General features: G+C 70.0%; 9 protein-coding genes. 5 read left to right on the top strand and 4 right to left on the bottom strand.

The genetic code is table 11. From position 1 onward, the window contains the following. The first annotated feature begins 35 nt into the window (after positions 1 to 35). From ACLJQF_RS23765 to ACLJQF_RS23785, 5 genes are all read left to right on the top strand, one after another. Positions 36 to 1526, top strand: coding sequence for an MFS transporter (locus tag ACLJQF_RS23765; protein WP_410611688.1), 1491 nt, complete (start codon positions 36 to 38; stop codon positions 1524 to 1526). 1 nt (position 1527) lies between these two features. Beyond that, positions 1528 to 2082: a TetR/AcrR family transcriptional regulator gene (locus ACLJQF_RS23770; RefSeq protein ID WP_410611690.1), complete on the top strand. Its 555-nt coding sequence runs from the start codon at positions 1528 to 1530 to the stop codon at positions 2080 to 2082. A 185-nt stretch (positions 2083 to 2267) separates the two neighbouring features. Then, entirely contained in the window at positions 2268 to 2822 is a 555-nt protein-coding gene (locus ACLJQF_RS23775) for a snapalysin family zinc-dependent metalloprotease (protein ID WP_410611691.1), read from the top strand. A 488-nt stretch (positions 2823 to 3310) separates the two neighbouring features. Then, positions 3311 to 4048, top strand: coding sequence for a hypothetical protein (locus ACLJQF_RS23780; RefSeq protein ID WP_410611693.1), 738 nt, complete (start codon positions 3311 to 3313; stop codon positions 4046 to 4048). Positions 4049 to 4282: 234 nt separating this feature from the next. Further along, positions 4283 to 5641 (top strand): family 43 glycosylhydrolase, encoded by a 1359-nt coding sequence (locus tag ACLJQF_RS23785; RefSeq protein ID WP_410611854.1) that lies wholly within the window; start codon positions 4283 to 4285, stop codon positions 5639 to 5641. A 58-nt stretch (positions 5642 to 5699) separates the two neighbouring features. On the opposite strand, the gene ACLJQF_RS23790 is transcribed toward ACLJQF_RS23785, so the two are convergent. From ACLJQF_RS23790 to ACLJQF_RS23805, 4 genes are all read right to left on the bottom strand, one after another. Beyond that, complete coding sequence (locus ACLJQF_RS23790; protein WP_410611694.1) at positions 5700 to 7919, bottom strand: beta-L-arabinofuranosidase domain-containing protein; 2220 nt, start codon at positions 7917 to 7919, stop codon at positions 5700 to 5702. A gap of 86 nt (positions 7920 to 8005) precedes the next feature. Then, entirely contained in the window at positions 8006 to 10687 is a 2682-nt protein-coding gene (locus ACLJQF_RS23795) for an RICIN domain-containing protein (protein WP_410611695.1), read from the bottom strand. 13 nt (positions 10688 to 10700) lie between these two features. Further along, positions 10701 to 11807: an RICIN domain-containing protein gene (locus tag ACLJQF_RS23800; RefSeq protein WP_410611696.1), complete on the bottom strand. Its 1107-nt coding sequence runs from the start codon at positions 11805 to 11807 to the stop codon at positions 10701 to 10703. A 112-nt stretch (positions 11808 to 11919) separates the two neighbouring features. Continuing rightward, on the bottom strand, positions 11920 to 13812 hold the full coding sequence (locus ACLJQF_RS23805; RefSeq protein ID WP_410611697.1) for a glycoside hydrolase family 127 protein: 1893 nt from the start codon (positions 13810 to 13812) through the stop codon (positions 11920 to 11922). Between the last annotated feature and the right edge of the window lie 4 nt (positions 13813 to 13816).

Genomic DNA, 13816 nt, shown 5'->3' on the forward strand with positions numbered 1-13816 from the left:
GGTTACTGTACCGTCCAGACGGTATAGTAAACGGCATGACCACCACCCTGCCGACCTCCGCCGGGCTGGTGAGCCCCCGGCGCCGCTGGGCCGCGCTGGGCGTCCTCGTCGGCGCCGTGCTCCTGCTCGCGGTCGACGGCACCGTGCTGTACCTGGCCGTGCCGTCACTCACCCGCGAACTCGCGCCGACCGCCACCGAAATCCTCTGGATCGGGGACGTCTACTCCCTCGCCCTGGCCGGGCTGCTCGTCACGGCCGGGAACCTCGCCGACCGCTTCGGGCGCAAGAAGGTGCTGCTCATCGGCACCGCGGCGTTCGGGATCGCCTCCGCGCTGGCCGCCTTCTCCCCCACCGCCGGCGTACTCGTCGTCGCGCGGCTGCTGCTGGGTGTCGCGGGCGCGACGATCATGCCGTCGACGCTGTCGCTCATCCGGACGCTGTTCGCCGACCCGCGCGAGCGCACCCGCGCCATCGCGATCTGGTCGGCTGGGTCCGGCGGCGGCATCGCGCTGGGCCCACTGGTCGGCGGGATGGTGCTCGAGCACTACTGGTGGGGCTCGGTGTTCCTGATCAACGTCCCGATCGTCGTCCTCTTCCTGATCGCGGGCACCTGGCTGCTGCCGGAGTCGCGGGATCCGGACCCGGGCCGGTTCGATCTGCTGTCGGCCGCCCTGTCGCTGGCGGCGATCGTCCCGCTGGTCTACGCGGTCAAGCACGCCGTCGGCTCGGGCCCCGACGTCCAGGTGGCGATCGCCGCCCTGCTCGGGCTTGCGGCGGGTGTCCTGTTCGTCCGCCGCCAGCGGCGGGCCGCGGCGCCGTTGATCGACGTCACGCTGTTCCGGCACGGCGCCTTCAGCGGCGCGGTGCTGGCGAACTTCATCGCGGTCTTCGCGCTGATGGGCCTGCTGTTCTTCTTCTCGCAGTACCTGCAGCTCGTCCGCGGCTTCTCGCCGCTGCAGGCGGGGTTCGCGGAGATGCCCGCGACGCTCGCCTCGATCGCCGTGGTGGCGGCGGTCGGCGTGGTCGCCGGGCGGCTCGGCCGGGGCCGGGCCGTCGCGGCGGGGCTCGCCGTCGCTGCGCTGGGCCTCGCGCTGGTCGCGGGCGCCGAACGGGCGCCGCAGTACTGGTGGCTGGGCCTGACGCTCGTGCCGGTCGGGCTCGGCGTCGGACTGGCGCTCACGCTGACCGTCGATTCGGTGCTGTCCGCCGTCCCGCGGGACAAGGCCGGTTCGGCGTCGGCGATCTCCGAGACCGCCTACGAACTCGGGGCGGCCCTGGGCATCGCGATCCTCGGCTCGGTGGTGAACCTCGTCTACCGCGCGCTCCTGCCGGCCGGCCCGGTCCCGGGCGAGGTCCGCGACTCCCTCGCCGGCGCCGCGAGCGTGCTCGACCCGGACTCGGAACTCGCCCGCGCCGCACGGGAGGCCTTCACCGGCGCGATGCAGGTGACGTCGCTCGCGGCGGCCGCCGTGACCGCCGTCGCCGCGGTGATCGCCTGGCGTACGATTCCGTCCGGAAAGGACTGACATGCCACGCAAGGCCGGGCGCAGCCCGGAAGAGACCCGCCGCGCCCTGCTCGACGCCGCCGCGACGGTCATCCGCACCCGCGGCGTGTCGGCCTCCCTCGACGACATCGCCCGGGCGGCCGGCGTGTCGAAAGGCGGGCTGCTGTACCACTTCCCCGCCAAGGACGCACTGGTGCGCACCCTCGCCCAGGACCTGCTCGACGCCTTCCGCGCCGAGGTACAGGCCGCGCTCGACCCGGCCGACACCGCCCCGGGCCGGCTGACCCGGGCGTACGTCCGGGCGTCGCTCGACACGTCTTACGACGAGGTCGCGATCCGCGAGACCATCACCCTGATCGCCCAGCTGATCTCGATCCCCGAGATCGCCGGGCTCGCCCGCGCGGACGCACAGCGCTGGGACCGCGAACTCCACGACGACGGCCTCCCCGGCGACGTGGTCACGCTGGTGGTCGCGGCGGCCGACGGCGCGAGCACGGCGCCGCTGTGGGGCGCGGGCATCGACGTGGCGGCCGCACGGAAGCTGGAACAGCAGCTGCTCGCCCTGACCCTCAGGTGAGCAGCCCGGCCGGGGCTCCCGCCCGCACAGCGTGAACCCGGCGATGTCAACCCGACTTTGGTGTTGGGAAATCACCAGTTTCCGGGCCCTACGTTAGTCGGCTCCGGCGAAGGTGTCTTCCGGGTAAATTCTCGACAGCGCGCGCAATTCCGGCAAATCCCCGTCCCCTCACGAGGAGTCTTCCGATGTCGAGGAAGTTCGCCCTGGCCGGCGCCGTTGCGCTCGCCTTGACCGTGACCCCGCTCGCCGCGGGCACCGCGTCGGCCGCCACCGAGCAGGAAGCCGCCGTCACCACGGTCTACTACAGCACCGCCAGCGCACCGACGTTCCGCTCGGTGATCAACGCCGGTGCCGCCAACTGGAACCGCAGCGTCACCAACGTCCGGCTCGTCGAGCGCAACTCCGGCGCGAGCCTGCGCTACACCGAAGGCAACGACCCCCGCGGCTCCTACGCCTCGACCAACGGGCACGGCAGCGGCACCATCTTCATCGACTACAGCCAAGCCCGCCAGTACAACCCGACCCGCATCGCGGCGCACGAGACCGGGCACGCCCTCGGGCTGCCCGACCACTACTCGGGCCCGTGCTCCGAGCTGATGTCGGGTGGCGGCCCCGGCACGTCCTGCACCAACGCTGTCCCCAACGCCGCCGAGCGCAGCCGGGTGAACTCGCTGTGGGCCAACGGGCTCGCCGCGACCGACGCCGGGCAGCGGGTCTACGAAACCGTCTACGGCTTCTGAGCACGAGGGCTGTGGCCCGGGCCCGGTGCCCGGGCCACACCCCTGTCCGGTCGATCTCGGTGATCATCCCGATGTGGAACACTCCGGCCGTCAAAACGGTCAAAGCATGCGAAAACCACCTCTCGTCGCCGGGCTTGCCGGCATCCTTTTACTGACCGCGCTGCCCGCCTCCGCGGCCGCGGCCACCCGGCTCGCCCTGCCCGCGCCCACCGGGTCCTATTCCGTCGGCAGCGTCGATCTGCACCTCGTCGACCACGCACGGCCGGATCCCCGGGTCGCCGGGAGGACGCGGGAGCTCATGGTGACCGTCCGGTACCCCGCGTGCTCCGGAGGGTGGCCCGAAAACTCCTTACCTGGCACCGGAAGCCGCCCGGCTCATCGCCGAGGAAGACGCGCGGACGCTCGGCATCGCCGCCGACCGGCTCGACTACACCTTTCCCACGCACGCCCGCACCGGCGTGCCCGCGGCCGGTGGACGGCGGCCGGTCGTGCTCTATTCGCCCAGCGCCAAGTACCCGCGCTCGGTCGGCACCGCGCAGCTGGAGCAGCTCGCGAGCGAGGGTTACGTGACGGTGGCGATCGACCACACCCACGAGCCGGCGGCCGTGGAGTTCCCCGGCGGCCGCGTCGAACGTCAGGTGCTGCCCTCCGGTCCCGACGCGGGCCGGCAGCTGATCGCCACCCGGGTGGCCGACACCCGGTTCGTCCTCGACGCACTGGAAACGCTGGCCCGCGGCGGAAACCCCGACGCCGAGCGCCGGGCGCTCCCGGCCGGGCTGGCACCGGATGTCTCCCGCGCCGGCATGTTCGGGCACTCCGCGGGCGGGTTCACCACGGGCGAAACCATGGTGTCGGACGCCCGCCTCGACGCCGGAGCCGACCTCGACGGCAGCATGGCGTACTCCCGGTCGAACCGTGAGTACGGCCGGGTCGCCGACGAAGGCCTCGACCAGCCCTTCCTGCTGTTGAGCGCAGGCGACCACAGCGCGGTTTCCGACCCGTCGTGGCAGGAGTTCCTCGCCCGCCGGCGCGGTCCCGTGCGCACGCAGCACCTGCCGGACGGCGAGCACTTCAGCTACACCGACTACCAGGTGCTCCTCCCCCAGCTCGGCCTGGACCCCGCGGCGCTCGCGCCGTTCATCGGAACCGTCGAGGCGGGGCGAAGCCTGGCCACCCAGAAGGCAGCCCTCAGCGCATTCTTCTGCCGATATCTCGCGCAAGGATAATCCCTTCACCGCAGCACCGGATAGCCGATTCCCGAAACCGGGGATCGGCTGTTCTTTTGGGCTTTTTCCTGTTCGCGTGACCATTTCCGGCGTAAGGTCGCAGGCTCCGGGTTTCTCTCCTTCTGTCGATGTGAGGGCACAATGCGGCGATCACCCTGGCCGGCGGCGGCGATTCTGCTGACCGGCCTCTTCACGGCGGCACCCGCGCGCGCGGCGACCACGTTCAGCAGCACGATGGTGAACCAGGGCAGCGGAAACTGCGCCGAGGTGCCCGACGGATCGAGCGCGGTGCAGCTCGTCCAGCGTGGTTGTTCGGCCGCGGCGAACCAGAGTTTCACGTTCACCCCGTACCAGAACAGCACCGACGTCTACACCCTCGCGACGATGACCGCGGGCAGCTGCGTCGACATCTACGGCGCGTCCACGGCCGACAACGCGACCGTAATCCAGTACGCCTGCCATTCCGGCACGAACCAGCAATTCCGCCTGCAGGCGGTCGGCACGAACACGTTCACCGTCGTCTCGGTCGGTTCCGGGAAATGCGTCTCCCCGGCGGCGAGCGGGGCCGGGCTCGTGCAACTGCCGTGCACGACGGCGGCGAACGGCGTCTGGCGGATCGCCGCCGGGACGAGCGCGGCCACCTTCACCAACCCGCTGAGCCAGCACGGCCCGGACCCGTGGCTGCAGTACCACAACGGCTACTACTACCTCGCCACCACGACGTGGAACTCGACGATCACCATGCGGAAGTCCCGCACGCTCGGCGGGCTGGCCTCCGCGCCGGACACGGTGCTCTTCACCCTCACCCGGCCCAACGGCGCCGGGACGATGTGGGCGCCCGAATTCCACCTGCTCACCGGGCCGAACGGGCCGCGCTGGTACCTCTACTACGTCGCCGGGCGCGAGCCGTACGACCTCGGCACGCAGCGCATCCACGTGCTCGAGAGCGCCGGCACCGACCCGATGGGGCCGTACAGCTTCAAGGCCGACCTGCTCGATCCCACCCAGGACAACACCTGGGAGCTGGACCCGAGCATCCTGCAGCTCGACGGCAAGCTGTACCTGCTGGGCACGTTCTACAACGGCTCCCAGCCGAACTTCATCCGGCCGCTGTCCAACCCGTGGACGGCGAGCGGGACGCGGCACCTCCTCTCCAGCCCGAACTACAGCTGGGAGACCGTGGGCGGCGCGGTCAACGAAGGCGCCGAAGTGCTGCAGCGCAACGGGAAGACGTTCATCGTGTTCTCCGCCAGCCACTGCTCCACTCCCGACTACAAGCTCGGCATCCTGACCTACAACGGCGGCGACCCGCTGCAGCAGTCGTCGTGGGTCAAGGCCGCGCAGCCGGTCTTTCAGCGCAGCAACGCCAACTCGGTGTTCGGCCCGGGGCACAACGGGTTCTTCAAGTCCCCCGACGGCACCGAGGACTGGATCGTCTACCACGCCAACAACTCCGTGAACGGCGGCTGCGACCTCAACCGCACCACCCGCGCCCAGAAGTTCACCTGGAACGCGGACGGGACGCCGAACTTCGGCACCCCGGTCGCGCTGGGCACCCGGCTGGCGGTCCCCTCCGGCGAGCCCGCGCAGTGAGATTCGTGAAGGCCACCTTGAGGAACTTGAAGTTCCTCAAGGTGGCCTTCACGAACTTTCAGCCGACGATGATCCGGTCGATGTCCGGTGCCCAGCCCGAGCCGTTGCCGAGGCGGATCGTGTTCGCGCCCGCGGCGAGCGTCAGCGTCACCTGCACCGATCCGACCGTGTCCCAGCCACCCGTGCTCGGCGTGGCGACGGAGACCGCGGCACCACCGTTGACGCTCACCGTCAGCGAACGGGCCTCACCCGAGGCGTAGCAGATCGTCACCGGATGCGCGCCCGCGGTCGAGTTCACGCCGGAGAACTGCAGGTAGTTCGCGCTGCCGTTCCCGACGTAACCCACCAGGGCACCACCCGACGCACCGGAGGAACTCCGCACCGCGGCCTGACCGGCGAGGGTGCCCGCCTCCGCTTCGTACGACGTCCCGGTGGGCGGCGTGCCGGTCAGCCGCCAGTACACCGTGTACCGCTGGTGGTGCGTGGCGTAGAACGGCAGCAGGGTGACCGCGCCCGTGCTCGCCGTCCCGGTGAAACGCAGCGGGTTCGCGGAGTCCTGGACCAGCGAGCCCGTCTGCAACGTCGGCAAGGCGCTGAGGTTCGTCGAGCCGTACTGGCCCGCGAGCACGATCGCGCCGTACTTCGCCGCTCCGACACCTCCGTCGTCGGCGGTCCGCGGGAAGGTCAGGGACGCCGGGACCGCCACGTCGACGACGTCACCGGAGGCCCAGGTCCGGTCGAGCGTGAAGTAAGTCCCTGCCGCCGGGCTGCCCTGGGCGACGCCGTTGACCTTCACCACCGCCCCGGACGTCCACTTCGGAATGCGGAGCTTCAGCGCGATGTGGCCCGACCCCCCGATGGTCAGCTTCGTCCCGGACGACGCCGGGAACGTCGTGTCCTGCCGGACGGTGATCCCGCGGCCCGGCCACGTCAGCACCGACGCGATGAACAGGTTGACGTACAGCGTCTCGCCGGTGAAGAAGTAGACGCTGTCGGCGAACTTGGTCTGCGACTCCATGCCGGAGCCGTGGTCGCAGGTGAAGTCGTCGTAGTCGTTGGCGTAGGTCTTGATCCCGCCCGCGCGCAGCGGCGTGTAGTAGGTGACGAACCCGTGGCTCGAGTTCGGGTCCTGCTCGCCGAGGATCTGGTTGAACAGCGCCAGCTCGTAGTAGTCCATGTACTCGGGCACCGGGTTGGTGAAGAACAGCTGCCGGGTCAGCTTGAGCATGTTGTAGGTGTTGCAGACTTCGCACGTGGTGTCCGACAGCCGGCCGGCGATCGCGTCCGGGGTCTGGAAGTACTCGCCGTCGGAGTTGCCGCCGATCACGTACGAGTGGTGGTCGAGCACGATCCGCCAGAAGTTCGTCGCGATGTCGCGGTAGCGGGTCGTGCCGGTGGCGTGGTACTCGCGGATGGCGCCGATGATCTTGGGGATCTGGGTGTTGGCGTGGAACCCGGACAACCGGTCCTGGTTCGCCGCGAGGGGGTCGAGGATCTGGGCGTGGTCGAACCGCTGGGCCGTGGCGAGGTGGTTCGCGTCGCCGGTGACCTGGTACAGGTTCGTCAGAACTTCCGGCATCCCGCCGAACTCCGTGCGCAGCGCGGCCTGCATCTGCGTGACCGACAGCGGATCGGTGCGGGTCTTCGTCCAGGCCGCCTTGCGCAGCAGGACGTCGAGGGCCTGCTGATTGCCGGCGAGCAGGTACTGGTCGAGCAGCCCGGCCATGATCTTGTGCAGCGTGTAGTAGGGCGCCCAGACCGACTGGCCGCTCTCCAGCCGGTCGAAGAAGTTCTCCGGGAACGCCGAGAGGTAGCCGGCGTGGAAGCCGCGACCCGGCGAGGCCGCCTGGCACACGGCCAGGGCGTCGACCAGGTAGTCGCCCTTGCTCTGGTACGCGGTGTCGCCGGTGTTGGCGTACGCCTGCGCCAGCCCGGACAGCAGGTGGCCGGTCGAGTGCCCGCGCAGTTCCGTGCCGGGGCTTTCCCAGCCACCGCACGGCTGGGCCGAGCTGGCAAGCCCGGCGTTGGTCCGGAACGTGTGCAGCAGGCGGTCGGCGTCGACGAACCGGAAGTACGCCAGCTGCCGGTTCATGTTGTCGAGGAACGGCCCGGCCTGCAGCCGCACCGCGCCCAGCGGGAACGGGAACACCGAGACGCCGATGTCGGGCCGGGAGGCGGCGGCAGCGGTCCCGGCGAGGACGGGGGTCAGCGCCGCGCTCGCGGAGAGCGCGCCCACGGCTTTGAGCAGCAGGCGACGGTCGAAGGTGGGTTCGCGCATCATCATGCCTTTCCGAGTGCGCGGCTTGTCGTGAGTGGTAATTAGGGTTAGAACCCGAATTACCACTCACGACAGCCACGGCAGACTCAGCTCGCGAGGGTGATGGTCACGGTGTTCGCGCTGGCGGTGACCGTGTGCGTGGCGGCGTCGTAGCTGCCGCCGCTGACGGAGTTGACGCCGGTCGTGAGGAACGCCGGCAGCTGGATGGCGACCGCGCCGCCGGGCAGGGTGCCCGACAGCGACACCGTGACGACGCGCGCGCCGCTCGAGCCGCTCACCGCGAGGGAGACCCCGTAGGTGGACCGGCTGCCCGAGGCGACGTCGTAGGTGGTGGTCAGGTTGCCCACCGAGATCGTCTGGCCGGGTGTGAGCCAGGCGTTCGGGACGCCGCGGCCGATGTAGAGCGGCCGGGTGAACGTGTACGGCCCGGAGCCGCTCGACGCGAGGCCTTCGGCCACCAGCGACTCCAGCAGGCCCTGCTGTTGCCCGGCAATCGGCCACGCGTACGGGCACGCGCCGAACTGCGGGCCGGCGTGGCTGCCGATCCACGGGTTGGCCGTGCTCGGCCCGCTGCCGTTGGCCTCCCACCAGGCGTTCGGGCCGCCGGTGGTGGTCTTGAGCTGCCAGGCGTAGCTGGTGATCGGCAGGTCGCGGTAGTTGTTGGAGAACAACCCGTCGGAGGAGTACGACGTGTTGTAGGCCGTCGAGTACCCATTGAACGCCCCGAAGGTCGGGAACGGGTAGCCGTTGGCCGACAGCCGGTTGAAGCCCCACTGGTACATCCGGTCGATCTGGCCCGGGTCGCCCATGATGCCGGTCAGCGCGCCGCCGGACAGCATCGTCGACCACTGGTTCTGCCCGACCCACCCGGGCGAGGCCCAGTTGGCGTCATTGAACGTGTTGCAGCGGTTGGCGCTGTTCGGCTTGTCCACCTCACAGGGCAGGTAGTTGAAGCCGTTCGCGGACTGGTTGCGGCCCACGACGGTGTTCAGCGCGTTCAGCAACGAGCTATACGCGGTGTTCGCCCACGTCGCTTCGGCGGTCTGGCCGATCTTGGTCGCGATGTACTTGTAGGACGCCAGCATCTGCAACGCCGAGAAGTTGCTGAACAGCCAGCGCCCGGTGGAGTCGTTGTCGAAGTTGGTCTGCAGCGTCCCGTCCGAGGCGAGCTGGGCGGGGTACTTCACCCGGGCGATGGTGCGGAGGCTGGGCCCCCACGCGCCGGTGTCGTTGAAGTACTGGCTGACGAACGCGGTGTCGTTCGTCTTCGCCAGGTACGTCGCCCAGGAGCCCATCGTCTTCCAGACGCCGTCCCAGTACCAGTTGGCGCCGACCTCGTCCCAGCCGTCCTGCTGGGAGATCCGGGCGGTGAGCAGCAGGTTGCGTGCGTCCCGGAAGTCGCCGGTCTGGAACTTGGCGGTCAGCTCGCCGGGGACGTCATGGTTGAGGATCCAGTTGTAGTTGTTGGCGCCGGAGAACTGCGCCTTGCCCACCTGCATGATCAGGTTGTAGATGGTCCCCGCCTTATAGGCGTTCGTCATCGCGGTACCCGGGTTCGCCAGGTTCCCGGTGTTGGGCAGGGTCGTGTTCGGCAGGCTGAAGGTGTTCGTCTCGGCCAGCCGCGAGGTCCAGTACGACGTCATCTGGGTGTAGGCGGTGTCGTAGTTCGGCGCGTTCGAGGACAACGTCGAGCCGGTCGGCAGCGCGACGCCGCTGCCGAAGTTGTCCACGGCCACCACGAAGTCGTGGTTGCTGGTCTGACCGGCCGCGACGGTGTCCAATGAGGACGACGTCAGCCGGACGAGACCCGGACCGGAACCACCCGGCGGGACCGTCACCGAGCCGGAGCCGTTGTTCTTTATGGACACCCGCGTGTAGACGAGCATGACCGCGGAGCCGTTGATGGTGACCTTGTCGGCGAAGTTCTTGATGGTGATCCCGACACTGCCGGAGGTCCGGGACGTCGTCATCGCCGGCAGGTAGCCGTTGTCCTCGGTCCACTGCACCGACTGCGCGCCCGGGTTGCCGCCGTAGGTGTAGGCGCTGAACGAGTACATCCCGCCGCACAGGCCGTTGTACGTCGTGTTCACGCCGCGGGCGAAGAACGAGCCGGACAGGTAGCTGAAGACCGGCCAGTAGTTGCCGTCCCAGCCGATCGCGGTGGTGTTCTGGAAACCCTGGCCGTACGGGTCGTTCGGCGTCTGGAAGTTCGTGCCGTACGACCTGGGCAGCCCGGAGTTCTTGCACGCGTTCGGCGCAAGATTGGGAATGCCCTGGTAGGCGTCGGACGTGCCGGGGACGTAACCCGGGACGCGCCAGGCGCTCGCGCTCGAACACGGCAGCTGGACGAGCGCGTTGTTCGCCGGGGTGATGCACTTGCCCGAGCTGACCGCCACGACGTCGAACGTGTTCGTCCCGACCGACTGCAGGCGGAACTGCTGGTTGGTCTCCCCGTGGCAGGCGTACTGGATCACCGCGGCGTTGTCCGCGGTGGACGCGCCGTAGATGTCGACGCAGCTGCCCGAGGTGAAGGTGCCGATGGTGTAGACGTCACCGGACGCCGGGGTGAAGGTGTACGACTGCCCGGCACCGGAGGTGCAGGCGGTCTGGGTGAGCTGGGCGGCGCTGTCGCCGTTGGGGACGGTGGCGCACTGGCCGCTCGTGGAGTTGACCATCGTGCTGGTGAACGTGGCCGCGGCGCGTGCCGGGGCCACCACGGCGAATCCCGCCACCAGGAGGGCAGCGGTGAGCAATACCGGACGTCTCATCGGGGTCTCCGGTTCAGAAGAGGAAGGAGCCGTACGGGCCGGTGAGGATCCCGTTCTTCTGGCTCTGGCTGAAGTGCGTGTTCGGGTAGTCGTAGAACGACGCCGACATCGGCGTCCCGTCGGTCGAAGTGGAGTCCGGCAGGCCGAAGGCGTGGCCGAGCTCGTGCACCATGCCGCCGTACCACCGGTTCATCGGGCCGTTGATCCCGGCCGCGCCGTCGGCGTCGTGCTGGCAGAGGATCACCCAGCCGTTGCCTCCGCCGCCGCCCGCGCCCTGGCCCTCGGCGATGACCTCGCCCACGTTGAGCCACCGGCTGTCCCCGTCGCGGACGTCGAACCGGCGCACCAGCTCCTGCTGCATGTTGAACACGGCCCACCAGTAGCGGTCGCCGCCGTTGGGCGTGTTCTCGTACCAGCTCTTCACGTGCTCGCCGGTGACGACCTGGACGACGGGCTCGTTCAGCCGGAACGTCTTGCCCAGCTCCTGCCGGTAGTACCGCTGGGCTTCGCGCAGCACGTTCGCGATGCCGTCCGGGTAGCGCTGGTCGAAGGGCACGTCGGACGGCCGCAGCAGCCACACCCGCACGGTCTTCTCCGGCGGCACCTGGGGGTCACCGCCGGACTGGTAGCCGGGCAGCCGCCACGCGCTCGCCGCGGCGCAGGGCAGCTGGACGAGCCCGTTGTTCGCCGGGGTGACGCACTTGCCGGAGCCGACCGCGACCAGTTTGAAAGCGCTTTCTGTAGCCTGGAGGCGGAACTGCTGGTTCGTCCCGGAATGGCAGGCGTACTGGATCACCGTGGCGTTGTCCGCGGTGGACGCCCCGTAGATGTCCACGCAGCTGCCCGAGGTGAACGTGCCGACGGTGTAGACGTCACCGGACACCGGGGTGAACCGGAACGACTGCCCGGCGCCGGAACTGCAGCCGGACTGGGTCAGCTGGACAGCACTGTTGCCGTTCGGGACGGTGGCGCACTGGCCGCTCGAGGAGTTGACCACCGTGCTGGTGAAGGCGGTCGCGGCCTGCGCGCTGCCCACGGAGAGCAGCGCGGCCACCAGGCACAGCACCACGGCAGCAGCCAGCCTGAGCACGCCACGCGGATGCCGAAAAACAGGACGCATCATCGAGTCCTCGCAATCTTCGGTTTTGTGAGCGTTAACAGTGACGGCCGGGTGCGCTCCCGTGCTCGTGAGTGGTAATTCGGGTTAGAACCCGAATTACCACTCACGACCGTCAGGTGAGGTGGTTGTGGGCGGCGACCGGGATCCAGACCCGCATCGGGCCGGGTTCCCGGTTGCCCCAGAGGAAGTACGGGATGGCGGTCAGCTCGACCGGCTCGCCGGGCGCCCCGGCGCCCGCGCCGTACAACTCCGCCGACGCGGGAACCTCGACGCGGCCGTGCGCGGTGAGGGCCACCGGCACGTCGGGCAGCGGCCCGGACGAAAACGACGCCGCCGGGTCGATCCGCACATCCTCGAGGATGACGCCCTCAGGCAGGTCGGCCTGCTCCAGGCAGTACACGAGCGGCCCGCGCGTCACGGCGACGCAGCCGCGCACGGCGTCGATCCGCGGGTGCGGCCGGACGACCCGGGCGGGCATCGGCAGTTCGAGCGTCACCGTGGTACCGGCCGTCCAGTCGCGCCGCACCTCCGCGTAGCCGTCGCGGACCTCCGCCGGGACGCCGTCGATCAGGGCCACCTCGGCCCAGCCGGGGACACGCAGTGAAAGCATGAGCGGGGTCGGCGTGGTCACGGTCAGCTCGACCCGGCCGTCCCACGGGTATCCGGTGCGCGTCTCGACACGGACGTCGACACCGTCCACAGTGGTCTGGATCGACCCGGCGGCGTACAGGTGCACCTGCAGCCCGCCGGGGTCGGTGGTGGCCACGTAGCCGGACAGCGACGCGACCAGCCGGGCGAGGTTGGGCGGGCAGCAGGCGCACGAATACCACGGCAGCCGCCGCGACGGCGCGTCTTCGTGCGAGCCGTCGTGCCCGGTCCGCAGATGCAGCGGGTTGGCGTAGAAGAAGTGCGTGCCGTCGAGGGCGGTCGACCCGGCGACGGCGTTGTACAGCGCGCGTTCCATCTCGTCGGCGTACTTGCCTTCGCCGGTGGCCAGCAGCAGCCGCCAGTTCCACTGGAAGCTCGCGATCGCGGCGCAGGTTTCGCCGTACGCCCGGTCCGGCGGCAGTTCGTACGGGTCGCCGTACGCCTCGTCGCGGTGGCGGGAGCCCTGGGCGCCGGTGAGGTAGGTCTTGGCGCCGAACGCGTCGGCCCACAGCCGGCGAGCGGCCTCGAAGAGCGCGTCGTCCCGGGTCTCGACGGCGACGTCCACGACGCCGGCCAGCAGGTAGAGCTGGCGCACGACGTGCCCGGCGACCTCGTCGGCGTCCCGGACCGGGACGTGGTCCTGCAGGTACCGCGGGCCGAACCGCTCGCCGTTGAGCAGGCCGCGTCCGCGCAGGTCGAGGAACCGCAGCGCCAGGTCCAGGTACGGCCGGTGCCCGGTCACCCGGTACAGCTCCACCAGCGCGGTCTCGATCTCCGGGTGCCCGTCGACGTCATCGACGGTGGCGAAGCGCTCGACGATCAGGTCCGCGAAGCGGCGGGCGACCGTGACGAGCTGGGCCCCGACCCCGGCCCGGGCGGCGGCGACGGCGGCCTGGATGAGGTGGCCCGCGCAGTACAGCTCGTGGCTCCAGTGCAGCTCCCGCCACTTCAGGTCCGGCTTGTCGATGCTGAAGTAGGAGTTCAGGTAGCCGTCCTCCTCCTGGGCCTTGGCCACCAGCGCCGCGGTGGAGTCGAGGAACGCGCGCAGTTCGGCGTCGCCCGGGTCGCGGCCGAGCTGCCAGGCGGCGGCTTCGAGGGTCTTGTAGACGTCGGAGTCGGAGAACCACATGTTGCGGCGGTCGCCGTCGACCTCGCCGGTGACGCGGCGGAGGTTGTCCAGTGCGCCCGCCGCGTCGAGCTGCTCGACGCAGTGCGGCAGGGTCCGGCTCGCGTTGCGTGTCTGCCAGCCGCCCAGGAGGCTGTCCGGTGCGAAGGAGACCGCGCCGAGGAAGAGCGGCCGCAACGCCGACTTCGCGGCGGACGTGGGGTGGACGGGCCCGAGGATGCGTTCGGTCATCGAG

This window comes from Amycolatopsis sp. lyj-109 (assembly GCF_046548995.1).
In the GTDB taxonomy this organism is placed as follows: Bacteria; Actinomycetota; Actinomycetes; order Mycobacteriales; family Pseudonocardiaceae; genus Amycolatopsis.